27 protein-coding genes are annotated in these 23,469 nt (G+C 62.5%); 11 read left to right on the top strand and 16 right to left on the bottom strand.

All coding sequences use genetic code 11. The features are described 5' to 3' along the window. Positions 1 to 122: 122 nt before the first annotated feature. A complete protein-coding gene (locus P1M51_RS14500; RefSeq protein WP_276245882.1) occupies positions 123 to 542 on the top strand; it encodes an iron-sulfur cluster assembly scaffold protein in 420 nt (139 codons plus the stop codon). Between the two features lie 80 nt (positions 543 to 622). Here the strand turns inward: P1M51_RS14500 and radA are convergent, their stop codons facing one another. The 3 genes from radA to htpX all read right to left on the bottom strand — a co-directional run bounded on the left by radA (position 623) and on the right by htpX (position 3,264). After that, positions 623 to 1,657 (bottom strand): DNA repair and recombination protein RadA, encoded by a 1,035-nt coding sequence (gene radA / locus P1M51_RS14495; RefSeq protein WP_276245881.1) that lies wholly within the window; start codon positions 1,655 to 1,657, stop codon positions 623 to 625. A 122-nt stretch (positions 1,658 to 1,779) separates the two neighbouring features. Further along, on the bottom strand, positions 1,780 to 2,385 hold the full coding sequence (locus tag P1M51_RS14490) for a hypothetical protein (RefSeq protein ID WP_276245880.1): 606 nt from the start codon (positions 2,383 to 2,385) through the stop codon (positions 1,780 to 1,782). Then, on the bottom strand, positions 2,386 to 3,264 hold the full coding sequence (htpX, locus tag P1M51_RS14485; protein ID WP_276245879.1) for a zinc metalloprotease HtpX: 879 nt from the start codon (positions 3,262 to 3,264) through the stop codon (positions 2,386 to 2,388). Between the two features lie 106 nt (positions 3,265 to 3,370). Here htpX and P1M51_RS14480 point away from each other — a divergent pair, with 106 nt between their 5' ends. Together P1M51_RS14480 and P1M51_RS14475 are read left to right on the top strand one after the other, a co-directional pair. Further along, positions 3,371 to 4,480, top strand: a complete 1,110-nt coding sequence (locus tag P1M51_RS14480; RefSeq protein ID WP_276245878.1) for a 60S ribosomal export protein NMD3 — start codon at positions 3,371 to 3,373, stop codon at positions 4,478 to 4,480. Then, entirely contained in the window at positions 4,473 to 5,474 is a 1,002-nt protein-coding gene (locus P1M51_RS14475; protein WP_276245877.1) for a class I SAM-dependent methyltransferase family protein, read from the top strand. The genes P1M51_RS14480 and P1M51_RS14475 overlap by 8 nt, the downstream gene beginning before the upstream one ends. On the opposite strand, the gene P1M51_RS14470 is transcribed toward P1M51_RS14475, so the two are convergent. Then, on the bottom strand, positions 5,475 to 7,310 hold the full coding sequence (locus P1M51_RS14470) for an ATP-dependent DNA helicase (RefSeq protein WP_276245876.1): 1,836 nt from the start codon (positions 7,308 to 7,310) through the stop codon (positions 5,475 to 5,477). It abuts the gene before it with no gap. 48 nt (positions 7,311 to 7,358) lie between these two features. Further along, a complete protein-coding gene (locus tag P1M51_RS14465) occupies positions 7,359 to 7,556 on the bottom strand; it encodes a hypothetical protein (protein WP_276245875.1) in 198 nt (65 codons plus the stop codon). A 202-nt stretch (positions 7,557 to 7,758) separates the two neighbouring features. Here P1M51_RS14465 and P1M51_RS14460 point away from each other — a divergent pair, with 202 nt between their 5' ends. The 4 genes from P1M51_RS14460 to P1M51_RS14445 are packed head-to-tail and all read left to right on the top strand — an operon-like array spanning position 7,759 to position 12,293. Continuing rightward, the gene (locus P1M51_RS14460; protein ID WP_276245874.1) at positions 7,759 to 9,720 is read left to right on the top strand and encodes a beta-propeller domain-containing protein; all 1,962 of its coding nucleotides are present in this window, start codon (positions 7,759 to 7,761) and stop codon (positions 9,718 to 9,720) included. Between the two features lie 51 nt (positions 9,721 to 9,771). Beyond that, a complete protein-coding gene (locus tag P1M51_RS14455; protein WP_276245873.1) occupies positions 9,772 to 10,647 on the top strand; it encodes a YkgJ family cysteine cluster protein in 876 nt (291 codons plus the stop codon). Positions 10,648 to 10,672: 25 nt separating this feature from the next. Further along, positions 10,673 to 11,578 (top strand): NAD(P)H-binding protein, encoded by a 906-nt coding sequence (locus P1M51_RS14450; RefSeq protein WP_276245872.1) that lies wholly within the window; start codon positions 10,673 to 10,675, stop codon positions 11,576 to 11,578. Beyond that, positions 11,571 to 12,293, top strand: a complete 723-nt coding sequence (locus P1M51_RS14445) for a hypothetical protein (protein ID WP_276245871.1) — start codon at positions 11,571 to 11,573, stop codon at positions 12,291 to 12,293. The genes P1M51_RS14450 and P1M51_RS14445 overlap by 8 nt, the downstream gene beginning before the upstream one ends. On the opposite strand, the gene P1M51_RS14440 is transcribed toward P1M51_RS14445, so the two are convergent. Further along, on the bottom strand, positions 12,271 to 12,447 hold the full coding sequence (locus tag P1M51_RS14440) for a DUF5786 family protein (RefSeq protein WP_276245870.1): 177 nt from the start codon (positions 12,445 to 12,447) through the stop codon (positions 12,271 to 12,273). The two genes, P1M51_RS14445 and P1M51_RS14440, sit on opposite strands and share 23 nt — an antisense overlap. A gap of 132 nt (positions 12,448 to 12,579) precedes the next feature. Here P1M51_RS14440 and P1M51_RS14435 point away from each other — a divergent pair, with 132 nt between their 5' ends. After that, positions 12,580 to 13,581, top strand: a complete 1,002-nt coding sequence (locus P1M51_RS14435) for a DUF5784 family protein (protein WP_276245869.1) — start codon at positions 12,580 to 12,582, stop codon at positions 13,579 to 13,581. Here P1M51_RS14435 and P1M51_RS14430 read toward each other — a convergent pair. Beyond that, positions 13,578 to 13,868, bottom strand: a complete 291-nt coding sequence (locus P1M51_RS14430) for a DUF2795 domain-containing protein (protein WP_276245868.1) — start codon at positions 13,866 to 13,868, stop codon at positions 13,578 to 13,580. The genes P1M51_RS14435 and P1M51_RS14430 overlap by 4 nt on opposite strands. Before the next feature lie 131 nt (positions 13,869 to 13,999). Between P1M51_RS14430 and P1M51_RS14425 the strand changes: the two genes are divergently transcribed. After that, positions 14,000 to 14,791, top strand: coding sequence for a PHP domain-containing protein (locus P1M51_RS14425; protein ID WP_276245867.1), 792 nt, complete (start codon positions 14,000 to 14,002; stop codon positions 14,789 to 14,791). Positions 14,792 to 14,817: 26 nt separating this feature from the next. Then, entirely contained in the window at positions 14,818 to 14,979 is a 162-nt protein-coding gene (locus tag P1M51_RS14420) for a DUF6757 family protein (RefSeq protein WP_276245866.1), read from the top strand. 16 nt (positions 14,980 to 14,995) lie between these two features. Here the strand turns inward: P1M51_RS14420 and P1M51_RS14415 are convergent, their stop codons facing one another. The 6 genes from P1M51_RS14415 to P1M51_RS14390 form a co-directional block, all read right to left on the bottom strand. Next, positions 14,996 to 15,331, bottom strand: coding sequence for a ferredoxin family protein (locus P1M51_RS14415; RefSeq protein WP_276245865.1), 336 nt, complete (start codon positions 15,329 to 15,331; stop codon positions 14,996 to 14,998). Positions 15,332 to 15,455: 124 nt separating this feature from the next. Beyond that, positions 15,456 to 16,187: a helix-turn-helix domain-containing GNAT family N-acetyltransferase gene (locus P1M51_RS14410; RefSeq protein ID WP_276245864.1), complete on the bottom strand. Its 732-nt coding sequence runs from the start codon at positions 16,185 to 16,187 to the stop codon at positions 15,456 to 15,458. A gap of 25 nt (positions 16,188 to 16,212) precedes the next feature. After that, positions 16,213 to 16,605 (bottom strand): hypothetical protein, encoded by a 393-nt coding sequence (locus P1M51_RS14405; RefSeq protein WP_369685307.1) that lies wholly within the window; start codon positions 16,603 to 16,605, stop codon positions 16,213 to 16,215. 2 nt (positions 16,606 to 16,607) lie between these two features. Beyond that, positions 16,608 to 18,272 (bottom strand): FAD-dependent monooxygenase, encoded by a 1,665-nt coding sequence (locus P1M51_RS14400; protein WP_276274657.1) that lies wholly within the window; start codon positions 18,270 to 18,272, stop codon positions 16,608 to 16,610. After that, the gene (locus P1M51_RS14395; RefSeq protein ID WP_276274656.1) at positions 18,269 to 19,777 is read right to left on the bottom strand and encodes an electron transfer flavoprotein subunit alpha/FixB family protein; all 1,509 of its coding nucleotides are present in this window, start codon (positions 19,775 to 19,777) and stop codon (positions 18,269 to 18,271) included. Before P1M51_RS14395 ends, P1M51_RS14400 begins: the two co-directional genes overlap by 4 nt. 3 nt (positions 19,778 to 19,780) lie before the next feature. Next, complete coding sequence (locus P1M51_RS14390) at positions 19,781 to 20,632, bottom strand: electron transfer flavoprotein subunit beta/FixA family protein (protein WP_276274655.1); 852 nt, start codon at positions 20,630 to 20,632, stop codon at positions 19,781 to 19,783. Between the two features lie 318 nt (positions 20,633 to 20,950). On the opposite strand from P1M51_RS14390, the gene P1M51_RS14385 reads away from it, so the two are divergent. Continuing rightward, a complete protein-coding gene (locus P1M51_RS14385) occupies positions 20,951 to 21,418 on the top strand; it encodes a cupin domain-containing protein (protein ID WP_276274654.1) in 468 nt (155 codons plus the stop codon). 12 nt (positions 21,419 to 21,430) lie between these two features. On the opposite strand, the gene P1M51_RS14380 is transcribed toward P1M51_RS14385, so the two are convergent. From P1M51_RS14380 to P1M51_RS14370, 3 genes are all read right to left on the bottom strand, one after another. Continuing rightward, entirely contained in the window at positions 21,431 to 22,147 is a 717-nt protein-coding gene (locus P1M51_RS14380) for a CPBP family intramembrane glutamic endopeptidase (RefSeq protein ID WP_276274653.1), read from the bottom strand. A gap of 62 nt (positions 22,148 to 22,209) precedes the next feature. Further along, a complete protein-coding gene (locus P1M51_RS14375) occupies positions 22,210 to 22,914 on the bottom strand; it encodes a type 1 glutamine amidotransferase (RefSeq protein WP_276274652.1) in 705 nt (234 codons plus the stop codon). A gap of 72 nt (positions 22,915 to 22,986) precedes the next feature. After that, positions 22,987 to 23,415, bottom strand: coding sequence for a hypothetical protein (locus tag P1M51_RS14370; protein ID WP_276274651.1), 429 nt, complete (start codon positions 23,413 to 23,415; stop codon positions 22,987 to 22,989). Between the last annotated feature and the right edge of the window lie 54 nt (positions 23,416 to 23,469).

Below are 23,469 nucleotides of genomic sequence, written 5' to 3'. Positions count from 1 at the left end.
GGACTTTATTTCCTACACTACCGGTTATTGAGAAATTTCCATTCATTTTTTCTGACTATTCTATTTCGCGAAAATCCCGGCTGCGGAATCCTTTTAGGTCGCACTCTCATATCGTGGACAGTATGGGACTGGGTTCGGATATGTACCGACAGCAGATTCTCGACCACTACAAGAACCCGCGAAATTACGGGCATCTGGAGAATGCGACGTTCTCACACGTCGGCGAGAATCCGCTGTGCGGTGACGAGATTAGTATGGACGTCGTCCTGGACGAGGACGAGGAGACAATCGTCCGCGTCGCCTTCACCGGCGACGGCTGTGCCATCAGCCAGGCGAGCGCCAGTCTGCTCTCGCAGAAACTTCCTGGGATGACGATCGAGGAACTCCAAGCGATGGACCGCGACGACATGGTCGACATGCTCGGCGTCGACATCAGCCCGATGCGCATCAAGTGTGCCGTCCTCGCAGAGAAAGTCGCCCAGGACGGCGCGGAAATCTACTTCGGCGAGAAAGACCTCGATAAGACCGTCACCGAAGAATAGTACCCGGTCACTCTCGCTTTTTACCAATCGCTCACGGTGTAGCGACGCGAACGAGAAAATGAAGAGAGAATCGAAACCGCTTATTCCGGCTTCAGGCCTTCGCCCTCGACACGCATGACTGCCTCACCGTCCGGCAGGTTCGGCGCGTCCACGAGGCGGACGATACGCTTGCTGCCCTTCGATTTGCGCAGGTACATCCGGAACGTCGAGGTGTGTCCGAGGATGTTCCCACCGATTGGCTGGGTCGGGTCGCCGAAGAACGAGTCGGGATTCGAGGACACCTGGTTCGTGACGACGACGGCGGTGTTGTTGAGGTCGCCGACGCGCATCAGGTCGTGGAGATGTTTGTTGAGTTTCTGCTGGCGCTGGGCGAGTTGGCCACGGCCCACGTACTCGGCGCGGAAGTGGGCGGTCAGCGAGTCCACACAGAGCAGGCGGACGGGCCACTCGGTGTCCTGTGTGTCGCCTGCGATTTCCTTTGCCTTCTGGGCGAGCAGAATCTGGTGGTTCGAGTTGAACGCCTTCGCGACGTGGATGTGGTCTAAGAAGTCCTGGACGAGCAGTTCCATGGCTTCGTCGTCGCCAGGGCTGCCCTCGATTTCGCGGCGCTCCATCGCGGCCTGAATAATCTCGTCGTCTAAGCCACGGACCATGTCGTCGATACGCTCTGGCCGGAAGGTGTCCTCGGAGTCGATGAAGATGGCGCTGCCTTCGAGCCCGCCGAACTCGCGGGGGAGCTGGACGTTCACCGAAAGCTGATGGGTAATCTGAGACTTCCCGGCCCCGAACTCACCGTACACTTCGGTGATGGACTGGGTTTCGACGCCGCCGCCGAGCAGGTCGTCTACGTCCGGGACGAGCCAGCTGAGCTTGCCGATTTTCTGTCGTCGTTCGAGCACTGCGGAGCCTGTCTCGAAGCCGCCGATGTCAGCCGTTTTGCGGGCGGCGTTGATGATGTCTGCGGCGGTGGATTCACCGATGTCTGCGGTGTTCGACAGTTCGCCAGGGCTGGCGACTGCAATCGACTGGAACGTGTCGAAGCCGGCTTCGATAAGCTTGTCTGCGGTTGCCGGACCGACACCAGGGAGACTCTCGAGGTCGACGTCTTTTGCCATACTCCGTTCTTTTTCCGCCTCGGGTATAAAGCCTCGTTAACAGGAGGGTGAAAGTGAAAATGCGGGATGCCGAACGGCCGTTTGTGACGTGGGCACGAACCTATTTGTGTGAAAACGAGCGCCTAGTCCCAGGGGTGGCGGCCCGCACTGCTCGGCCAGAGGGGGTACCAGTAGGCCTTGTCCGCTTCGAGTTCGAGTTCGCCGTCTAGGACGCTCTCGAGTTTGAACTCGACGCTCGTGTTGTGCTCTTTGTTCCCTTTCGGGGCGAAGGGGTAGTACGCCCCCCGGCGGAACGAGTACACCCAGTAGGCCATCTGGCCGTCCTTCTCAAAGCCGAACAGCGCGGCGAGCAGGCGCGACCCGTAGCCGCGTTCGACGAACGTGTCCGCGGCGAAGTGGATGCTCGTCACGAGGTCCTCGGGGTCGTCGTCTTCGAGCACGACCCACTCGTAGCCGTGACCGTCTTTCTGGAACGACATTTCGGTGCCCGTCTCTTCTTTGCCGGCGTGGAGGATGTCGTCTACCTCGCGCACTGTGTCGGCGAAATCGGTGTTGTCCACGCCCGCGAAACAGAGGGCGGCTTCAGCCGAGGGTTCGAAGCCGAGGTCCGCCTCCATCGTCAGGTAGGCGGTGCTCATCCCGAACAGGTCGTCTGGGTCCGCATCGCGCATGGAGTCCGCCTCGGCGCGCATGCCGAGGGCTTCTCTGAGACTATCGAGTAAGCCCATCTATGCGAGTTCCATCTCCCGCTCCATCTCGCGGAGCTTCTGGATGCGCTTTTCCATCGGTGGGTGCGTGCTCGCGATGCGCCCGATGAAGCCGCTCTTGATGGGGATGATGAAGAACGCGTTCATCTCGGCCTGCTCGCGCAGGTCCTCTTTCGGAACGCGCTCCATCCCGCTCGAAATCTTCATCAGCGCCGAGGCGAGCGCGGAGGGCTTGCCCGTGATGATGGCCCCGCCGCGGTCTGCGGAGTATTCGCGATAGCGCGAGAGGGCGCGAATGAGCAGGAACGACACCACCCAGACGATGAGCGAGACGAAGATGGCCACGATGACAGGTGCGCCGCCCTCGCGGTTGCGCCCGCCGCCGCCGAACAGCCAGCCCCAGCGAACGATGAGGAAGGCAATCGTCGAGAGGAACGAGGCGATGGTCATGACCATCACGTCGCGGTTCTTGATGTGCGCGAGTTCGTGTGCGAGAACGCCCTCTAATTCGTCCTGGTCCAGCGTCTGCATGATGCCCGTGGTGACTGCCACGGCGGAGTTCTTCTGGGAGCGCCCGGTCGCGAAAGCGTTCGGAACGCGGGAGTTCGCGACGGCGACCTTCGGCTTCGGCAGGTCCGCCTGCTGGGCGAGGCGGCCAATCGTGGCGTGCAACTCGGGGTATTCGTCTTCGTCTACGACTTTCGCGCCCATCGAATAGAGGGCGAGTTTGTCGCTGAAGAAGAACTGGGCGAACATGAAGATCCCCATGAACGCGACGGTAATCACGAGGCTCTCGAAGTAGAGCGTGAGGACCCCGATAAAGACGATGTAGAGGGCAAAGAGCAGGAACATGGTCAGAGCCATGCGCCCGCGCAGGCCCCAGTCTGGCTTCCAATTCATGCTCTCTCGTAAGTGATTCGCGAACTAAAGCTTCCCTGTTACGTTCTCGCACGGTTCGGGCCGCGGGACGCGGCGTTTTTACCGCGTGAACTGCCTACAGAGTACAATGACCGATTCGCGCGCCTTCTGTCCACGCTGTGGGGACCCGATGGACCTCCCCGAAGAGCCACGCCCGGGTGAGCCAGTGGACCCGGACGCGAAGCTCTGTGACGACTGTTACTTCGAGAACTTCGAGTTCGTCTCTGCCCCCGACCGCATCGAGGTGCTCGTTTGCGCCCACTGTGGCGCGCTCTACCGCAAGAGCAGCTGGGTCGACGTGGGCGCAGAGGACTACACCGACATCGCCATCGAAGAAGTCTCTCGCAACCTCCAGGTCCACGTGGACGTGGCGGACGTAGACTGGGCGGTCGAACCCGAACAGGTAGACCAGAACACCATCCACATGCACTGTTACTTCACAGGTGTCATCCGCGACACGCCAATCGAGGAAGAAGTGATGGTGCCCGTGAAAATCTCGCGCCAGACGTGCTCTCGCTGCGGGAAAATCGCGGGCAGTTACTACGCGAGTACCGTCCAGATTCGCGCCCGCGACCGCACGCCGACCGCAGAGGAGATGAATCGCGCCGAAGAAATCGCGAACGAAGTCGTCGCCAGCATGCAGGATACCGGCGACCGCGACGCCTTCATCACCGAGACCAAACGCGGCCCGGACGGCCTCAACGTCAAGGTCTCGACCAACAAAATCGGGATGAAAATCGCCCGCCGCGTCGTAAACGAGTTCGGCGGCAGTTACTCCGACTCGGAGACGCTCGTCACCGAAGACGAGGACGGCAACGGCGTCTACCGCGTCACCTTCGCGGTCCGCCTGCCGCCGTTCACCCCCGGCGACATCATCGACCCCCAGGACGACGGCGGCCCCGTCCTCGTAAAGAGCGTCCAGGGCAACCTGAAGGGCATCCGTCTCACCACGGGCGACCCGTTCGAAGCCCCGTTCGGCGACGAGGAGGCCGCGAGCGCGAAGAAAATCGGCTCGGTGGACGACGCTGAGGAGACCACCCTCGTCACCGTCGAAGACGAACACGCGGTGCAGGTGTTAGACCCAGAGACCTTCGAGTCGAAGACCATCTCGCGGCCCTCGTACCTCGACCCCGATGCGACGATGGTTTCTGTCCTGAAGAGTCGCGCCGGCCTCCACATCCTCCCCGACGATGCGTGACCTCGCTGCCGTCGTCGCGAAAGCCGATGCCGAGGCTGCCATCGCCTCACTCACCGCAGAAGGCGTCTACGACGATTCGCGCAAAGTCGTCACCCACGACGAGGGACACGTCGAACTCCCGATTCTCGCCCCGCCCAGCGAAACCGCCGTCTTCGACGTGATTCGCCAGACCGACCCACAACGGCGCACTCGCACACTCGAAGACGTGCTCGCCGCCGAGGGCTGGACCGAAGCGGAACTCGACTCCGCGCCCACCTCGTGGGCCGTCGTCGGGTCTGTCGTGCTCGTCAAACTCCCAGACGACTGCCCTCGCCCCAAAGAAGTTGGCGAGGCGCTACTCTCGCTGCACGGCGAGGCGGAGACCGTCGTCTCCCGCGGCGGGATTTCTGGCGCACGCAGAGAACCCACCGGCACCGTCATCGCGGGCAGCGGCGACACCGAAACCGTCCACACCGAACACGGAACGAAGTACGCCGTCGACCTCTCACAGGTGATGTTCTCGCCCGGAAATCAGGCGGAGCGCGTCCGCATGGGCGAGGTCGTCGAACCCGACGAGCGCGTCTTCGACATGTTCGCGGGCATCGGTTACTTCACGCTCCCGATGGCCCGTGCTGGCGCACACGTCACGGCGACCGAAATCAACCCCACGTCCTTCAAATTCCTCGCGGAGAACGCCCAATTGAACGACGTGACCGACCGGGTAGACGCCATCCTCGCCGACTGCCGGGACGTCGAGATTTCTGCAGACCGCGTCGTGATGGGCTATTACGAGGCACACGAGTATCTTGACGCCGCACTCGCCGCGCTTGAACCCGGCGGCGTCCTCCACATACACGAGACGACGCCCGAAACCCTGCTCTGGGACCGACCAATCGACCGTCTTACCGCGGCCGCAGCCCGGGCTGACCGGGCGGTCGAGATACTCGACAGACGCAAGGTAAAGAGCCACAGCGAGGGCGTCTGGCACGTCGTCGTGGACGCGAAAATCGACTGACTACTCGCTCCAGATGTCGGAAAGTGGATGGTCCTCGAACGACTTATTCTTGGGATTCCCCTTGCGTCGGGAGCCGTCACTGCTCGCGGCGGTGGACGAGGACGAGGACGAACCTGACGACGAACGACCCCCTGACGAGCGCGTCGAGTTGCGCGTTGGGGCTCGCCGGGACGTTTTCGAAGGACTGCCGAACTTCTCGCCCGCCGCGGCCTTTCCGTCGAAGTCGGGCAGGTCCGGGACGGTCATCGCGTCCACCTGCTCTTTGAACCACGGGGGCATGTCGGGTTCTGCCCGTTCGAACAGGTCGAGGAGGCTCGAATCCGCCAGATAGGTCGCGCCGTAGTCGTCCGGTGCTCGAACGACGCGGCCACAGCCCTGAATCACGGTGCGCAGCGCGGCGCGGTGGTACCACGCCCACTGTCCGTCTTCGAGGCGGCGGGCCACCCGCGAGTCCGACGTGTTCAGGTAGGGCGCTTTGCAGATGACCTGCCAGCGGGCGAGATCGCCTTTCAGGTCGAGGGCTTCCTCCATCTTGACCGAGAGGAACACGTCGGGGTCGTCGGTCGCCTTCCAGCTTTCTAAGTCCGCATCCCGGTTCTCCCGTGAGTGGGCCTGCACGCGTCCGGCGACGCCGAATTCGCCGAGCATCCGCTCTAATTCCGCCTGAATCGCGTAGGAGTGGGCGTGGATAATTCCCTTCTCGTCGGGATGCTTTTGCATCAACTGGACGATGAGGCGAGCGATTTTCGGAAGCGTCTGCTTGCGGTGCTCGTAGGTCATCTTTCCCTGGGTCACGTCGTAGAGCGGGCGATTTTCGAGGGGGAAGGTGTGAGGAACGTCCACGAGGGCGACTTTCTTCGGGTCGAGACCGACCTGCCGACAGAACGCCTCGCGGTTGAGAATCGTCGCCGAGAGAAGCGCGAACTTCGTTCCCCGGTCCCAGACGGTGTGACGCAGGTAGCGTTCTGGATTCATCGGTTTGACCGTGACGCCGGTTCCCTCGCCGTCTGGCTGGTCGACGACCCACGTTGTCGGACTCTCCGGGTTCCGGTAGTCCTCGACGAACCACTTCAGGTCAGCGATTAGTTTCTGGAGGCGGTCGCGCTCTGCGACTTCCGCGGGCGAGAGTTCGACCTTCCGCAGGAGCTCGTCCTTGCGCCGGGTGCAGATGTCCTTGACGCCGTCGGCGAACGAGACGGCGCGGTCGAGGCCGTCGATTTCGGGGACGTTCAGCTGCTCCCAGACGGGCACGGTGTGTGGCTGGATGTCGATGGTCGCGTACATCTCTGCCCACTCGGCGAGGCCGTGCGCCTCGTCGATGACCACCACGTCGCGTTGGCCGAACGCTTCGGTTCCGGCGGTCTGCATGAAGTACGCGAGAGTCATCGCCGCAATCGAGCGGTTGGCTGCGATGGCCCGGTCGGAGAAGTACGGACACCTGTGTTTGACGTTGCAGTCGAAGCCCTTCTCACGGGCGCAGGGGGCCTGATTGACGGGCGTGGTCGATTCGCCCGGCAGGATACAGGAGTAGTTGCGCTTTCCGCGAATAATCTGGAGGTCTTCGAGGAGTTCGTCGTCCGCCACGTCGTCTAACTGTGACACCTGCGGCGTGGTGTAGTACGCGCCCATCGGCCGCGTCGGGTCGCCCTCCCCGGGCTTTTTCGCACACCCGGCGATGGCGCGGGCGAGTAACGATTTCCCACTCCCGGTCGGCGCGCGGACGAGCACCACGTCGTTGCCGGCGTCGTAGGCGTTCTTGATGTCGAGGAGCGCCTGCTTCTGGGCACCGCGAAACGAGGGGGCCGGAAATTCGTCGAGAATGCGCTCCGTATTCACGTTAGAGAACCCTGTCCGCGCGGCCAAAATACCACCGGATTCACCACCTCAGAGTGCCTCTACGTCCTCGGCAGTGGCGGCCGCCGGCAGTTGCTCGATACATTCGAAACAGAGGAAATACTCGCGGCCGTCTTCGTACTCCAGCGTCATCCCGTCCGAGGGACCGTAGTCGAACGACCAAAGGTCGCCGATGCCGCCGGCTATCTTTACCTTGCGACCACACGCGTCACACGCCCGTCGTGCCATACCGGTATGACTCCCCGCAGGGGTATAGCAATGACTCCCTTACTGATTGGGTCTCGCTGTCGACCGAACCATCGTACGAGACGACAGTTACACCCCAAAACGAGCCGACGGCTCGATAACTCAAACAGGTATTTGATGTTAGGGAATCGCTATTTGAGTCTGTATCCTTCTGTTAATCGAGCACTTCGCTCGTGAGACCGCCATGGTTCGACTGACGCCATTTCGCATCGTGACGTTGACCCTCGTCGTACTGACCACGACGGGCGTCCTCGTCGGCGCGATGCTTCCAGCACTCGACGATCGCCCGGGCACGGACCCGAACTCAACACCAGAACCCACCGCACTCGAACGCTTCGACTCTGCGGAAGCCTTCCAGCAGTACCTCGAAGCCGGGAGAGCCAAGAGTAGCTACGGTGGATTCGGCTTCGGCGGCGCGGACGGCGGTGTGGATGTCGCAGTCCAGGAAGGTGCGAGTCCCGACGGCGCACCTACCCGGACCAGTGAGGGCGGAAACGACGGCGGGCAATCCGGCGAACCTGACCGCGTCTCCGGCACCAACGTCCAGATTCAGGGCATCGACGAACCGGACCTCGTGAAGACCGATGGCACCCACCTCTTCGTCAGTCAGGGCCAGTACTACTACTACTATTACGAACGCGCCGAAGACGACGCTCGCTACAAGCCACAGACGAGCGTCGTGAGCGCCCTGCCACCCGAGAAGGCTGACGTCGTCTCGAAGATTGACGCCTCCGGCGAACTCCTCCTCGCGAACGACACGCTGCTCGTCCTCGGTGGCGACCGCGTCACCGCCTACGACGTGTCCGACCCGGACAACCCCGAGAAATCCTGGGAGAAAGCCGTAGACGGCTACATTCACACCGCTCGCCTGATGAACGGCACGGTGTACCTCGTCGTCCAGCAGAACATCAACTACGGTGAACCATGCCCAATCGAACCGCTCGCGGGCGTCTCGGTGCGGTGTACAGACATCCTCCACCCCTCCGAACCGATGCCCTCTTCGCTGACCTACACCGCGCTGGCGCTCGAACCCGACTCCGGCGAGGTCTCTGACAGCCTCTCGTTCGTCGGTGGGTACGCCTCCGTCGTCACGATGTCAGAAACCGGCATCTACCTCACGTACTCCGAGTACCCGAGCCAGGGCGACCTCATGCTCGACTTCCTGCTCACGGACGCTCGTGACCTGCTCGATCAGCGCACGGTCGAGCGATTAGAGCGCCTCCAGACGTACGATCTCTCAGAGCAGGCGCGCACCGTCGAGGTGCAGGCTATCCTCCAGCAGTGGTACGCCACCCTGTCGCCCGCAGAGCGCGAACGCGTCTCTGAGCGGCTTCAAGACCGCGCCGAGAACTACGTCGAGAAACACAAGCGCGACTTCGTCACCACGAGCATCGTGAAAGTCGGTATCGAAGACGGCTTCGACGTGACGGCGACGGGCGCAGTGCCCGGCACGCCGTTCAACCAGTTCTCGATGGACGAACACGAGGGCCACCTCCGCATCGCGACGACCATCTGGTCGCCGTGGTTCCTCGGAGCCTCCACCGAACCGGTGAACGACGTGTACGTCTTAGACGAGTCGCTCTCGGTCACGGGTTCGGTCGAGGACATGGGCAAGAACGAGCGCATCTTCGGCGTCCGCTTCGACGGTGACCGCGGCTACGTCGTCACGTTCCGCCAAATCGACCCGTTCCACGTGTTAGACCTCTCCGACCCACAGAACCCGACGCTCGAAGGCGAACTGAAGCTCCCGGGCTTCTCGTCGTACCTCCACCCCATCGGTGAAGACCGCGTCCTCGGCATCGGGCAGGACAACGGCTCGGTGAAGGCGGTCATGTTCGACGTGTCCGACCCGACCGACCCGACCATCGAAGACGACCTGAAACTCGACGACCGCTGGTCGGCCATCCAGCAGAGTCACCACGCCTTCCTCCTCGACGAGAAACACGGCGTGTTCTTCCTCCCCGGAGCGGAGAAGGGCCACATCGTCGCCTACGACGACGGCCTCGAAATCGTGACGTCGGTGAAAATCGACACCCCACAGCGCGCCGTCTACATCGGTGACCACCTCTACGTCATTGGCCAGTCGGAAATCGTCGTCCTCGACGAGACCACGTGGGACGAAGTGAACCGCATCGACCTCCGCTGACACCCTCGCTTCGCCCAACCCTTTTTGCCCCACGGTAGCGTGGGCCACTCCATGCGCGTGAACTGCGAAGGCTGCGCCGGCTGTTGTATCGACTGGCGTGCCATCTCTCCGGTCGCCCTCGACCACGAGCGCCGCGGCCCGCGCCAACCGCTCGACGACGTGTACAATCTGGTCCCGCTCCGCCGCGACGAAGTCCGCCGCTTCATCGACGCTGGCTACGGCGACGCGCTCGTCCCGCGCCTGTTTCAGGACGCGAACGCCGCCGACTCTAGGGTGACGATAGACGGCATCGACCTCGCCGCAATCGATGGCGGCCCCGCATTTTTCGTCGGCCTTCGCAAGCCGCCGAAACCGGTCGGTCCGTTCGACACCGAGGCGACGTGGCTCTCGACGTGCGTATTCTTAGACCCCGAGACGCTGCAGTGTCGCATCCACGACAGCGACCTCTATCCCGAGGAGTGTTCGGTGTACCCCGGCTACAACCTCGCCCTCGATGTAGAAACCGAATGTGAGCGCGTCGAATCGACGTTCGGCGGTGAGCGCCTGATAGACCGGACGCCAACCGAGGCGAAACCGCTGTTCGGCCGCCACGCCATCGGCGAGAAGGTGTTCGTCCACCCCGAACCGGCCCGTCTCGAAGGGGTCGTCTCGCGGCTGGCCGCCCGCGAACCGACCGACGAAGACCGCGCCGAACTGCTCGCGGTGGCCGCCGCGTCCAGTGCGGGGACGACCGTCGTGAACGACGGGAAGTACGAAACAGCCCGTGAACAGGTTCTCGCGGCCGATTCATGGACCGGACGGGCCATCGACGACTGGACCGAGCGGGCGGGCGACCCGGGCGACTCCGCGCCGGCGTCACGACTCGCAAGGACGGTCGAACTGGCCAGAGGCGCACCCGACACCCCTGGTTGGGCAGCAGATAATTAAGCTGACTGCGCGACTGTACTATTGTATGAGAGTTCTGGTCACGGGCGCGACTGGGTTCGTCGGTCGGCTTTTAGTTCCGGCACTTCTCGAGGCGGGCCACGAGGTTCGCGTGCTCGTCCGAGATGCAGCCCGTTACGACGCCCTCGAAGGCGTTTCTGTCTTCGAAGGAGACCTGCTCGAACCGTGGGGCGCAGACGAGGCACTCGACGGTATCGATGCTGCGTACTATCTGGTCCACTCGATGGGGTCCAGTGGGGACTTCAGAGAACGTGACCGACGGGCAGCCCACAATTTCGAACGCGCCGCGAGCAGAGCAGGCGTGTCTCGGGTGTTCTACCTCGGGGGACTCGGAGAGGATCGAGACAACCTCTCAGAACACCTCAAGTCGCGCCGGGAGGTCGAGCGCATCCTTCGCGAGGGCGACTACGACCTGACGACGTTGCGCGCCGCTATCATCATTGGCGATGGGAGTACAAGTTTCGAGATGGTCCGCCAACTCGCGGACCGTCTGCCGGTGATGGTCACGCCAAAATGGGTGGACACCAAGTGCCAGCCCATCGCCATCGAGGACGTGATTGCGTACCTCGTCGGTGCCCTCTCAGTCCCCGAAACGGCGGGTGAAACCTACGAAATCGGTGGCCCAGACGTCCTCACCTACCGCGAAGTGCTCGAACACACGGCCGCGCTCCAGGGTCACGACCTGACCATCATTCGCGTGCCCGTTCTCACCCCACGCCTGTCGGCCTACTGGCTCGATTTCGTGACGGACGTGCCAGCGAGCGTCGCCCACCCCCTGATTCACGGCATGAAAAACACCGTCGTCGTCACCGACAATCGCATCGAAGAACTCGTCTCGGTTGAACTCACTCCGTTCGACGAAGCCGTCGAAAAAGCCCTCGGCGTCGATGCCGTCGAGGTCGCCGATGGATAAGCCCGCTTCTCGCTATGGTGACGCCTGGGTGTACGAAAGCATCGTCGGGGCGCTACCTGGCGTCGACCTCTCGCAACGGGCCTCGGCGCTCGTCCAGTTCGTGCTCTTCGAGGGTGGCCTGCTCGTGGTGGCCGCTATCTACGACCTCTGGGCGGCCGTCCCCGCCGGAACTGCGGCCATCGTCGTGGCGACCATCGGCAGTCTCTGCATGAGCGCCATCGCCACCCGAATTCGCGAGGCGAACGCGCCGCGGACCTACCGCAGACTCCTGTTCGGGCCGAACGTCGAGGTGGTCCTCACCGTCCTCGCGTTCGTCGCGCTCGTAACCTACCTGTTCGCCTTCGACACCGGGCCGGAGCCACTGCTCACGCGGTTGGTCGGCCCCGACCCGCCCATCCTCGCCGTCTACCTCATGCTACTCGTCTGCTGGGACCTCTGTTACCGCATCGGGACGGGGTGGTGGGCGAGCGTCACGGCGCTCTGGCGGTCGTGGACCTACGACTTCCCGCCGGAACAGGCACGGGCGCTCTCGCTGGCCGATCGCGACACCCTCGGGTTCGGCTTACTCCAGTCACTGCTCGTCCCGTTCGTCCTCGACCACCCGGTGCTCCTCGCGACGCTCGCCGCGCACGTCGTGGCGATGGTCGTCGTCACTGGGTCGTCGCTGCTACTGCTGCGAAGAAAAGGAACTGTTACTGCTGTTTCATCTTCTTGAACTGTTCTAAGAGCGCCTCTGCAGAGTCTCCCGAGTCGTACTCTACCTTCCCTTCGTACTGAAGGCGTGTGTCGTCATCGTTGTCGGCGTTGACACGACTCGTTTTCTCTTCGCGGCGCATGTGTTCCTGTTCGTCATAGGCACCCATTGACATGCGAAATACACCCATACTTGCGTGTTTTTCATTATCAATGTATCGGTACCTGTCTTTTCGCTGAAATAGCCACGTTTTCTGACCAGTCAGTCGTTCGTAACCCGTATAGACCTCCGCCCCTTTTACTCAACCGTGGCAGGGCCGCTTCGCTTCCGACGCTCGCCCCAGTCGTGGTCAGAAAAGCGGGTGCGCCGGGAGCTGCTTTCGGACCTCGACGAGGCGATGGGCGCGACCATGTCCGGGTCGTGGTTCAAACCGCCTACCGGCTTCGAAGCGCGCCGATTTACGATGGAAAACGGTGATTTCGCGCTCTTTTGCTGGAACGACAACGAGGCCTACTGGCTCGGCAACACGCAGACGCCGAGCGCGCTCTGGCGGACGGACAAGTACTCGTTCGACGAGGTTCCGTATCCTGTCGCCCGGTGGGCACAGCGCGAACTCCTCGCCGACCTGAAAGAGACAGACCCCTGGCTCGCGAGTTACGACCACGTCGCCTGGTTTTTCCTCCCGGTGTTCTTCTCGAAAGACGGCCGCGAGACGACTCGAAAGTTCTTCCGCGAACACGCTTCAGGGTTCCCCGACGCCGACCCAGACGAGGCCATCCAGTTCTACGAGGACCTCCTCGACACTGGCCTCCTCGACCAGTATCGCTACACGATGGCGTCGAAACTCGGCACGAGCGCCCGCCTCGATAAGACGCGCATGGACGCGACCATGGGCGAGTTCAACGCGGCGAGACTCCTCATCGACGCCGGCTACGAACTCGTCCCCGAAATCGACGTTCACACCGGACACACGCTCGACTTCCGGGCGATAAAAGGTGAGACGGACGTCATTGTCGAGGTGACGCGCCCCCGCCCGCCGACCAAACGCGTGGCGAACACGCCGACTGCGGCCGTCCGCGACACCGCCGCGACCAAGACGGAGGGCCAACTCAGCGAACACCACGGCGCGGTGCTGTTCGTCGATTGCACCTCGTTTCGTGACGACGAGTGGAACGCAGTCGCTGGTGAAAAACCGGACGTCCACCACGAACCGGCCGTCGTGTTCAGAGCACGACCCGACGGCACGTTTCGTGGCTACAAGAAGGGTGGATTGCCGCTCGACCTGGATAGTGCAATCGAGTGGGCCTAAAACGAGACGGCCTCTGGGCTCTTTTCGGCGATATCGAACGATTCGCGGTCCGAGTAGAAACGCCGGCCAACGCCCTTGTGGCTCACTGCTTGGAACGCTGCAAGCTTTGCATCTTCTGCATCGGTGAAGGTTTCGTCAGACTCGTACAGCCCAAAGACCTCGCCAAAGGTCTCAGAACCGTTTGCCAGCTTAATCTCCTCCTCTCCGTACTGCTCGACGAATTCGCCGGACGTGGCCGGGTAATTGTGGGCTTCGATTAGTTCGCTTGCACCGTTGTTCAATCTCATACTCGCTTGTGCATGAAGAATAATTATAACTGTTTTCTATGTATGACTATGGATTGTTAATGGTCTTTTAGGGCATATTATTGCCATGGACCACCCGAAGGCGTTTCCACCCCGAGTACGTGGGCTAGACCATGTCGGTCGCGGACCTCCATGCACACACGACTGCGTCTGATGGGACGATGACGCTCGCGGACGTCCCCCAAGTGGCTGCCCGTGCCGATCTCGACGCGGTGGCAATCACCGACCACGACACCATCCACCCGGGATTGCCCGCCCCCGTGACCACTCACGACGGTCTCACCCTCATCAGAGGAATCGAGTTGCGCGTCGATACCGGCGGCTTCGACATCGACCTGCTCGGCTACGGCGTTCGGGAGACGGACGCCCTCGCCACCACCCTCGACCGCATCCAGCAGAACCGGCTCGAACGGGCACGAGAGATGGTCGCGGCCGTCGAATCGACGCTCTCTGTCTCCCTCGACATCGAGTACAAACCGGGCATCGGACGCCCGCACATCGCCCGCGCCATCGAAGCAAGCGACGCGCCCTACGCCTATCAGGACGCGTTCGACGAGCTCATCGGCGACGACGGGCCGTGTTTCGTCCGCAGGGCGGCCATCCCCTCGTTCGAAGAGGGTGCCCGCCTGCTCTCCGAAGCCTGTCCCGTGGTCAGCCTCGCACACCCGTATCGGTATCCACATCCCGAGAAGGCCATCGAACTGGCCGCCAAGTTAGACGCTATCGAGGCGTACTACCCCTACGCCCGACCAGTGGACGACGCCAGTCTCTGGGAGGCGGTGTCCGCCTACGACCTGCTCGTCACCGGCGGGAGCGACGCCCACATCGACGTGCTCGGCGAGGTGACGCTTTCTGGCGCGGAGTACGAGCGATTCAGTCAACGATTGACGGCGTCGGAGGCTTAAACTCCCCAAGGAACGTAGTTCACTGTATGCGCTGTCACTACTGCGACCGTGAGGCTGCCTTCGCTGTGGAGAAAGACCACATGAAGGTCGGCCTCTGTGAACAGCATCTGCGAGAGCGGATGCGCGAACTCGCAGACGCACACGCGTTCGGCGCGCTGCCGGACGGACTCGACCTCGATACGAAATAGCCGCTGTTTTTCGCCCTTACCAGCCGCCACCGGCCTGCCGGCCGGCGTCCACGTCGATTGCATCGACGGGGCAGACGTCTACACAGAGCATGCAGTCGATACACTGAGCTTCTTTTGCCGGGTCTGCTTTCCGCTCGCTTTCGGGGTGGCCGGGGGTGTCTACCCATTCGAACACGTCTACGGGACAGTCTTCGAGACACGCGCCGTCCTCGATACAGATGTCGAAATCGACGGCGACGTGGGTGCCGTGGATGCCGAGCGTTTCCGGTTCGTCGACCGGTCCCCACACGTCGTGACCGTTGTGTTCGTCCACTACCTCGCGGTTTTCGTGGAACTGTGGGTCGATTGCCATGGCAGACCGAATGTCGGCAAGCCACTTAAAACCATGTTAATACTTGCCGGGGAACTCCGCTCTCCGGCGGTTTTCTGCACGTTTGCGGTCGCTGGTCGCCGCGAAAAACTCCCCGACGTCGTGGTCAGAGTCTGACCGCCATCATCACTTCGTCGATGTACTCCGCGCCGAGTTTGTAGTGTTTCGCGCGCGTCGCCTCGATTTCCCAGTCGTGGGTCTCTAAGAACTTGATGGCGTCCGTGTTCGTCGATGGAACCGAGTTGTAGATCTTCTCGAAGCCGTTTTCTTTGGCCCATTCGAGCCCACGGTGGAGCAGGTGGCTCCCGATGCCGTGGCCGCGATATTCGTCGATGACGCCCACGGTCAACTCGGCGGTGTGACTCAGTTTCTCCAGTTCGGGGGCGCTCAGGTGGACCCAGCCGACCACGTCCCCGTTGACGCAGGCGACGAAGAACATGCGTGACTCCAGTTCGTTGTGTCGCAGGAGCACCTCCTCGTGGTCGATGACGTCGGCCACCGATTCGCCGACGATGTACGTCTTCTCCTGGGACACCTGGCGAATCGCTCCGACAAGCCCGGTGAGGTCATCCTGGCGAGCGGGCCGAATCGAGTACTCGACGCCCTCGTCGGTGAACTCCTCCTCCGTGCCAGCGTCGATGGAGACGAGCAGTTTGTCGTCCGCCGCTTCGATGAGCCCGTCGCGCTTCAGAATCGCGATGTGGTGTTTGAGTCCACCGGGGTCCACCCGCAGCGTCCGCTCTATCTCCTTCGGCGTCACGGCCCCGTGGCTCTCGATGTACTCGTAGATGAGTCGTCGGTCCTCGTGGCCGAACTCTAGCTTGTCAGAGAGTTTCATGGCATGCGATACCACGCCCTCTACCCTAATAGTTTTTCGTGACGGTTGGTCGTCGTTTCGGCACCCCAGTCAACAACTGGGCCGTGTCGTGGATGTTGTCGGTCTTGATGAGTAGTTCCGCCATCTCGCGAACCGTGAAATCCGCGTCCAACTCGACGCCGTAACAGTGGGCGTAGCAGTCGAGCCAGTCGTTCAACGCCCGTTCGAGCAGCGAGAACTCCACCTCCGAAAAGCGCACCTGCTCGTCACCAGTGCGTGCTTCGATGTACACGAGGACGGCCTGTCCCGCCCCCTCACGCAGGTACGCCATCGCCCGCTCTGTGTCCGGGTCGCCCCGGACAAGCGTTGATGCCTCTCGGTCTGCGCGCGCTCGCTCTGCCAGCGCCGAAATCCGCTCCCAGTACGGCGAGTGGGTCACGCTTAGCCCCACTCGAACTCGACGCCCTTCTCACCCCGTGGGTGTTCCCACTTCGTGTCCGCGACGATGGCACAGGTCCCACACTCGACGCACGGCTGGGTGTCGAGACTCACCACCCGCTCCGTCGAGCCGTTCGACGCGATGGTCTCCTCGCGGTAGCACCCGCCACCGAAGTTCCGGGCGCTCACCGGACACGCCGTGACCGCCGCGCCGCTCGCTTCGAGCGAGTTGTCGAGCAGCGTGATATGTGGGTTGCCCACGTCCGTGTCGTAGGTGAGTTTCCCGATGCGGTCTGCCAGCGACGGTGGTTCGACGTGGCTCTCGGTGCTGATTCTCGTTCCCAGTTCCTCTGCGATGACCGTCGGCAGCGTCACGTACGGCGTCTGGGTATCCGGCACCATCATCGACAGCCGTGGCTCGGAGTAGAGGCGCTCTAACCGCCCGCCCAGGGCACGGACGCCGAGTCGGCCAATCGTGGATTTGAGCAGGCCGTCGACGATGCCCTCTGCCGCGTCGTTCTCGCCAACCCGACGGACCACCTGGTAGCCCCGCGGCCGGAGCTTCTTCATCACGCCTTCGTCGTAGAGTTTCTCGGTGTAGCGTTCCCCGGCGGAGGCCGTGTCGCCGCGGGCTTTCGCTTCCGCGAACGCCTCTGCGGCGAGTGCCCCGGCGGTGACGGCGTGGTTCATCCCCTTGATGATGGGGCCCTGTGCTTGCATCTGGCCTGCCGCGTCGCCCACGAGCACGAGGTTGTCCTTGTGCGGCGACGTGTGGGCCACTTTCTTCGAGTCGGGGACGAGTTTCGCCGAGTACTCGAGTTCCGTGTAGTCGTCGCCCAGCCAGTTGGCGAGCAGCGGGTGGGTGAGCAGGTTGTCGAGCAACTGGTGTGGCTCTGCGCGCTCTTCGACGAGCGAGTCTAAGTGGAACACCGTCCCGATGGACAGCGACTCCTGGTTCGTGTAGAGGAAGCCACCACCCCGGACGTTCTCGAACAGGTTGCCGGAGAACAGGTGGGCGACGCCCTCGTCTTCTTCGACGTCGAAGCGTTCTGCGATGACGTCTTCGGGCATCTCCGCGACGGCTTTGACTCCCTGGAACCATTCATCTGGTTCCTCCCAGTCCATGAGACCCGCCTGCCGGGCGAGTTCTGAGTTCACCCCGTCTGCGGCGACGACGATGTCTGCCGTGATGGGGTCGAGTTCGTCACAGGTGACGCCGACGATTTCGCCTTTCTCCCGCAGCAAGCCATCGACGTGGACGCCGGTCAGGAGGCCACCGCCGGTCGCACGAGTAATCTCGTGAACCTGTCCGGCGAGCCACGAGTCCATCTTCCGGCGCAGCACGGCGTCAGACCACGCGGTGTCGTGTTCGTGGAGGTCCGTGATGTCGAAGGATTTCACCTTCTTGCCGGCGATATTGTGCAGGTGATACTGCGTAATCGGGCGTTCTGAGGCCTCCTCGCGGAAGTCGGGGAAGAGGTCGTCGATGGTGTAGGGGGCCGATTCCTCTGCGTAGAGGAGGCCACCCGAGACGTTCTTCGACCCCGCCTCGACGCCGCGTTCGAGGACGAGCGTTTCGATACCGTTTCGTGCGAGTACCGCGGCCGCCGCCGCCCCTCCGGGGCCGGCACCGACCACGACTGCTTCATAGTGTTCGTACTCCGTCATTGTGAGTCACCGCGTCCGTCAGCGAGTGCTTTCAGATTCAATTCGCCGCTTTCGAGCGCCTGTGTCAACTGCGGGAGCACCTCGAACAGGTCTCCCTCGATGAAGTAATCCGAGAAGTCCCGAATTCGGGCGTCTGGGTCCGTGTTGATGGAGATAATCGTACCCGACTCGTCCATCCCGACCTTGTGCTGGACCGCCCCGGAGATACCCGCCGCGATGTAGAGTGGCGGCGCGACCACCTGTCCCGTCTCGCCAATCTGGCGTTCCTCCGCGACGTACTGTTCGACGTGGCCGCCCACCTTGTATGAGGCCGTCACCACGCCACGCGAGAGGCCGAGGTCCGCGTCGTCGAACTGTTTGACGAGGTCGAGCGCGAGTTCGAGCCCCTTGGTCGGGTCCTTGCCAATTCCCCGCCCCACCGCGACGATGACCTCGCGCCCAGTCAGGTCTACGCCTTCGTCGAGTTCTTCGTGACCAGTCACGTGCACTTTGAACCAGTCGTCGGGCAGGTCGAGGTCGTGGTCCACGATGAGGCCCACGCGGTCGTCGTCTGCTTCGGGGACCGGGAAACTCCCGGGAATGACCGAGGCTCCTTGCGGGTGGAACTCCCGGCTCGGATTGTCGAGACAGAGAATCGTCGAGTACTCGAACCCGCTGAAGTCGGGGCGTTTCATGTGCAACACGCGCTCGAACTCGACTTTCACACCGGGTTCACCCGTCTTCACGGGATTCGAGATGAGTTCGTCCGTGATGTAGAGGTCAGAACAGTCGCTCGCGAGGCCGCTGTCGAGTTCGGCCTGCACCTGCGCCGAGAGGTCACGACCGTTGTTCGTCGCCGGGAACAGGAAGTACCGGGGCTTGTCGTAGTCGCGCCAGTCTGCGTCCGCCCGGCTCATGTCGGAGACGATTTCGGTGTACGGTTTGTGCTGGAAGCGTTCGAGGCGGTCGTCCTCGTGGTACACCGCCACGTCCGCACCGTAGGCGATGACGTCGTCTGCGAGGTCGCTCGTGTTGTCGCCGATGACGACGCCCACGACGCGCTCGTCTGCGTCGTAGTCCTCGTTGTACTGGTCCATTAGCTCGCGGGCCTTCCCGAGCATCTCCTTCGAGACGTCGATGAGTTCGCCGGCCTGCGTCTCACAGTACACCCACATGTCGCGGTAGGTGCCGCCGACGAGTGCGCGGACGTGTTTCTTGTCCGCCGTCGGGTGCTCTAAGCCCTCGGGGAGGTCGTCTGCGAGTCCCATGACGTCCACCGCCTGCTTGGCCGCCGCGGGTTTTTCGACGCTTCCCTCGGGTTCTTCCTGGACGTCTTCGTCCGCCGCTTCGCCCTCGTCTGCGCCGGTGACGGCGTCGAGACGCGCCTCGATGGCCGCGACGGCCGTCGTCCGTCCCTTGCCGTCTTTCTCTGCGTCGAGAATCTCCTGTAGTTCGCCTTCGTCTGCGACGTCTTCGAGTTCCGATTCGAGTTCTTTTACCGTGTAGTCTGCTGGGTCGAGCGCCATGAGTTAGTCCCCCGCTGCGAACGCGTCCATCACGTCCAGTACTTCTCGCATTCCCTCCGCGTCGGCCGCGTCGACCATGGTGGCCTCGCGCTCTGCGGGCGCTTTCGGAATCGGGTCCACCGAGGACACGATGGTCGGCGACCCGTCGAGGCCGATGAAGTTCGGGTCGAGGTTGAGCGCGACGTGGTCCCACACCGTGATGTGGTCCTCTGCGTCCTCGGCGCGCTCCTGGGTCTCCGCGCGCAGGTCCTTGAACACGAGGCGGTGGTCGGCCTTCCGGTAACTCGCTTCGAACTCGGGGTCCATCACGATGAACGCGGGCATGTCCACCTCCACCGTCTCGATCTCCTTGATGTCGCCTTCGACGAGGCGCTTTGCGCGAACCGTGCGTTCTTCCTCGTCTACGTCGAGGGCGATGACGTGGGTAATCATCGGCCAGTCGAGACACCACGCCGTCTGGGGGCCGGTGTGGCCCGTCTCCCCGTCTGCGGTTTTGAACCCGGCGAAGATGAGGTCCGGTTCGCCGAGTTTTTCGATGCCGGCGCTGAGGGTGATGGCCGTCGCCCAGGTGTCTGAGGCGGCCATCTCGCGGTCAGAGAGCAAGTAGAGGTCGTCTGCGTACACGTCGCGCATCCCCTCTACGAGAATGCTCTGGTAGCCTGGCGGCCCCATGCTCATCAGGCTGACTCGGCCGCCGTGTCGGACTTTCGTCTGTAACGCGGCCTCCAGGGCGAACTTGTCGTTCGGATTCATCACCGTCGGCGTTTTCCCCCGCTCCAGGTGTCCTTCCTCGTTGAAGGACACCTGACCCTCGCGGAAGTCGGGGACGCCTTTCGTAAGAACAATTGAGTGCATTGGTATCGAACCTCGTGACTCTTGGTCGCATGTTACTCCTACCTCATGGTTTATTATTATGTCGGGCCGCCAATTGGACTGGCGGGTGCCACTTTTCGTGTCGTTTCGAGGACGAAACGGTCGCAGTCTGTCGGTTTCCGACGAAAATCCGGTCACGGGACGCGACCGTACGAGGGTCGAGAGTTTTCAGCTGGCCGTGCGATTCCGACGAGAATCGATGGCGTGCTCGCGTGACCAGACACCGAAACCCACCACCGACTGGACAAGCAAAAGACACGTCGGGGAGGACTTTTGTGACTCCACTCCCGCGTTTGCACCATGCAGAAGGTTCGCATCGACGAACTCGACCGACGGATGAGTCCCGCAAGCCGCCGCATCCCCGTGGCGAAGGCGCTCGAAACCGAGGGTCTCGCGCTCAACTACTTCGAACTCGCCCCCGGCGAGAGTTTCGCCTTCGGCTACCACTGCCACCACGACCAGGAAGAAGTGTTCTACATCCAGGAGGGGGCCGCCACCTTCGACACTGAGGACGGCGAAATCGTCGTCGAGGAAGGTGAGGCCATCCGCTTTGCCCCTGGCGACCACCAGCAGGGGTTCAACTACACCGACGACCGCGTCGTCGCCCTCGCCATCGGGTCGCCCAAAGAGTCGAACGAAATCGACCTCTACGGAGACTGTGAGTCCTGCGACGGACGTACCCCGCAGAAAATCGAGATGGTCGAGTCGAGAGACGCACTGGTCACGGTCTGCCAGGAGTGTGGCGACCAGACCGGTCGCTACACCTAATCTCCGGTCTTCTTATCCCGTCAACACCACGTACGCCGCGCCGAACAGCACCGCGTCGTAGAGACCGTGGACCAGCATCGGGACGACCAGGTTCTGCGTCCGGTCGTAGATGACCCCGAGGATGACGGAGATGCCAAAGAGGATGACGCCCGTCACGGCGACTGCCCCGAGGTCCGGCGTGGCGACGAACGACGTGGGGACGTGGGCGAGGGCGAACAAGAAACTCGAAATCGCGATGGCGGTGCCCGTTCGGAAGGATTCCCCGAGGTAGCGCTGGAGGACGCCGCGAAACAGCAGTTCCTCTGTGGGGCCGATGACCAGAATCGAGATGGGAATCAACACGAGCAGAATCTCGGTGAACCCCGCCAGTGCCGGGTCGAGGATGGAATTTCCGGCGACCGGCAGGCCGAGTTCGGTGACGGCGAACAGCGAGACGAACCGGAAGACGAGCAGGCCGACGGTTCCGGCCACGATGGCGATATACCCCATTCGGGTCGGCCAGCGGATGTTGAAGTAGTCGATGCGGTGGTGGGCGAGCCACAGAAAGATGCCCGCGGCGAGCGCGAACCCGAGTTCAGAGAGGACGACGATGACGGTAAAGCCCACCAGCGTGTCGAAGGGAATCCCGATGGCGGGAAGCGAGAGGAGCGCGCTCAGGACGAACGCACCGACGGTGATGACCACCGCACCGACGAGGTGTCTGAGGCGGCTGAACGAGCGGACTGCCATACAGGGAGAGAAGCAGGAGCCGGCTATAGTTAGTCGCTCGAAAATCCGGACCGGTGACGGAATTACTGTCGGGCCGGGGCGCGCGGAATGTCCTTCACTTCGCGGACGTAGTCACAGAAGTTCTCGAAGACGAGTTTCGCCTGCTGGGCGCGGGCGTAGTTCTCGGGGGTGATGCCGTCTAACACCTGCTGCCGGTGTTCGTCGGTCAGGTCCTTGCCCATCGTCAGTTCGCGGGCGGTCTGCATGTCGTATTCGGGGTGGAACTGGACGCCGAACACGTCGTCTTTCTGGAAGCCGTGGACGCCGTAGTCGTTCTCGGCGGTGAGCGTCGCGCCCGGCGGGAGTTCCGTGACGGCGTCTTGGTGGGTCGTGAACGCGAGGAATCGCTCGTTGACGCCGGAGAACAGGGGCGTGTTGTCGTGGTGGGTGATTTCGCGGTAGCCGATTTCGTACTCGCCCATCCCCTCGACGGTGCCGCCGAGGACATCCGCCAGCAGCTGGTGGCCGTAACAGACGCCGAGGGCTGGTAGGCCTTCGTCGATCGCTTCCTTCGCCCAGTCTTTGAGCGGTTGAATCCACTTCTCGTCCCAGTACACGGACGACCGTGACCCGGTTACGAGAAAGCCGTCGAAGTCGAACGTTCCCGGAAGCCGGCCCTCGGTGGCGTGGAACTCGACGAGGTCCGCGTCCACTTCGCGACGAAAGTTCCGCTTCGTATCGGTTGCGTCGTGTGAAGCGTTCAAGAGCGCGAGTCGGAGCCGTGTCATTGCTGTCTAGGACGACAGCGAACGTTTAGTGCGTTACGCTCTCCTGATAGTTCTGCCGCTCTCTGAGTCGGCTCAGGGTGATGTGGGTTGTGCTGTCGGATAGTCAGTGCAGCCGGTTCGCCAGAGTTTGACTTCCGTCGCGTCCACCAGAATTTTGACGGCGTGACACCCCACCCGTGTGGTGTCGAGGGTGAGTTTCTCCCACTCGACGGCGTCGTCCACCCGGGTGTAGATGGTGAACAGCCCCGAACTCTCCGGCCACTCCCGGTCGAGTTGCGTCGAGTTCGCCTCGGCTGCCGTCCCGTCGTTCCCGCCCACCTCGTGGGAGGACCAGTGGACGAGTTTGCCGCCCAGTTTCACGAGCAGGTGAACCGTGTGCCTGACGTCGTCGTGATTCACCACCTCGATGCCCGCCAATTCTCCCTTCGACGACCGCAGCGACGACAGACAGCCGGCAAGCCCAACCACCCCCATCGCGCCCAAAAGCTCCCGTCGTAACATTTCACTCTACAGTACTGAACACAGAAGTAACCAATAAATATTTGTGTCAGTCTT

Source organism: Haladaptatus sp. QDMS2 (genome assembly GCF_029338295.1).
In the GTDB taxonomy this organism is placed as follows: Archaea; Halobacteriota; Halobacteria; order Halobacteriales; family Halococcaceae; genus QDMS2.
Note: the sequence above shows the minus strand (reverse complement) of the source record. Positions and strands in the feature narration are given on the sequence as shown.

Coding starts and splice junctions, on each gene's coding strand:
- P1M51_RS14500 (WP_276245882.1), top strand. CDS start 123: ATGGGACTGGGTTCGGATATGTACCGACAGCAGATTCTCGACCACTAC.
- radA (WP_276245881.1), bottom strand. CDS start 1,657: ATGGCAAAAGACGTCGACCTCGAGAGTCTCCCTGGTGTCGGTCCGGCA.
- P1M51_RS14490 (WP_276245880.1), bottom strand. CDS start 2,385: ATGGGCTTACTCGATAGTCTCAGAGAAGCCCTCGGCATGCGCGCCGAG.
- htpX (WP_276245879.1), bottom strand. CDS start 3,264: ATGAATTGGAAGCCAGACTGGGGCCTGCGCGGGCGCATGGCTCTGACC.
- P1M51_RS14480 (WP_276245878.1), top strand. CDS start 3,371: ATGACCGATTCGCGCGCCTTCTGTCCACGCTGTGGGGACCCGATGGAC.
- P1M51_RS14475 (WP_276245877.1), top strand. CDS start 4,473: ATGCGTGACCTCGCTGCCGTCGTCGCGAAAGCCGATGCCGAGGCTGCC.
- P1M51_RS14465 (WP_276245875.1), bottom strand. CDS start 7,556: ATGGCACGACGGGCGTGTGACGCGTGTGGTCGCAAGGTAAAGATAGCC.
- P1M51_RS14460 (WP_276245874.1), top strand. CDS start 7,759: ATGGTTCGACTGACGCCATTTCGCATCGTGACGTTGACCCTCGTCGTA.
- P1M51_RS14455 (WP_276245873.1), top strand. CDS start 9,772: ATGCGCGTGAACTGCGAAGGCTGCGCCGGCTGTTGTATCGACTGGCGT.
- P1M51_RS14450 (WP_276245872.1), top strand. CDS start 10,673: ATGAGAGTTCTGGTCACGGGCGCGACTGGGTTCGTCGGTCGGCTTTTA.
- P1M51_RS14445 (WP_276245871.1), top strand. CDS start 11,571: ATGGATAAGCCCGCTTCTCGCTATGGTGACGCCTGGGTGTACGAAAGC.
- P1M51_RS14440 (WP_276245870.1), bottom strand. CDS start 12,447: ATGTCAATGGGTGCCTATGACGAACAGGAACACATGCGCCGCGAAGAG.
- P1M51_RS14430 (WP_276245868.1), bottom strand. CDS start 13,868: ATGAGATTGAACAACGGTGCAAGCGAACTAATCGAAGCCCACAATTAC.
- P1M51_RS14425 (WP_276245867.1), top strand. CDS start 14,000: ATGTCGGTCGCGGACCTCCATGCACACACGACTGCGTCTGATGGGACG.
- P1M51_RS14420 (WP_276245866.1), top strand. CDS start 14,818: ATGCGCTGTCACTACTGCGACCGTGAGGCTGCCTTCGCTGTGGAGAAA.
- P1M51_RS14415 (WP_276245865.1), bottom strand. CDS start 15,331: ATGGCAATCGACCCACAGTTCCACGAAAACCGCGAGGTAGTGGACGAA.
- P1M51_RS14410 (WP_276245864.1), bottom strand. CDS start 16,187: ATGAAACTCTCTGACAAGCTAGAGTTCGGCCACGAGGACCGACGACTC.
- P1M51_RS14400 (WP_276274657.1), bottom strand. CDS start 18,272: ATGACGGAGTACGAACACTATGAAGCAGTCGTGGTCGGTGCCGGCCCC.
- P1M51_RS14395 (WP_276274656.1), bottom strand. CDS start 19,777: ATGGCGCTCGACCCAGCAGACTACACGGTAAAAGAACTCGAATCGGAA.
- P1M51_RS14390 (WP_276274655.1), bottom strand. CDS start 20,632: ATGCACTCAATTGTTCTTACGAAAGGCGTCCCCGACTTCCGCGAGGGT.
- P1M51_RS14385 (WP_276274654.1), top strand. CDS start 20,951: ATGCAGAAGGTTCGCATCGACGAACTCGACCGACGGATGAGTCCCGCA.
- P1M51_RS14380 (WP_276274653.1), bottom strand. CDS start 22,147: ATGGCAGTCCGCTCGTTCAGCCGCCTCAGACACCTCGTCGGTGCGGTG.
- P1M51_RS14375 (WP_276274652.1), bottom strand. CDS start 22,914: ATGACACGGCTCCGACTCGCGCTCTTGAACGCTTCACACGACGCAACC.
- P1M51_RS14370 (WP_276274651.1), bottom strand. CDS start 23,415: ATGTTACGACGGGAGCTTTTGGGCGCGATGGGGGTGGTTGGGCTTGCC.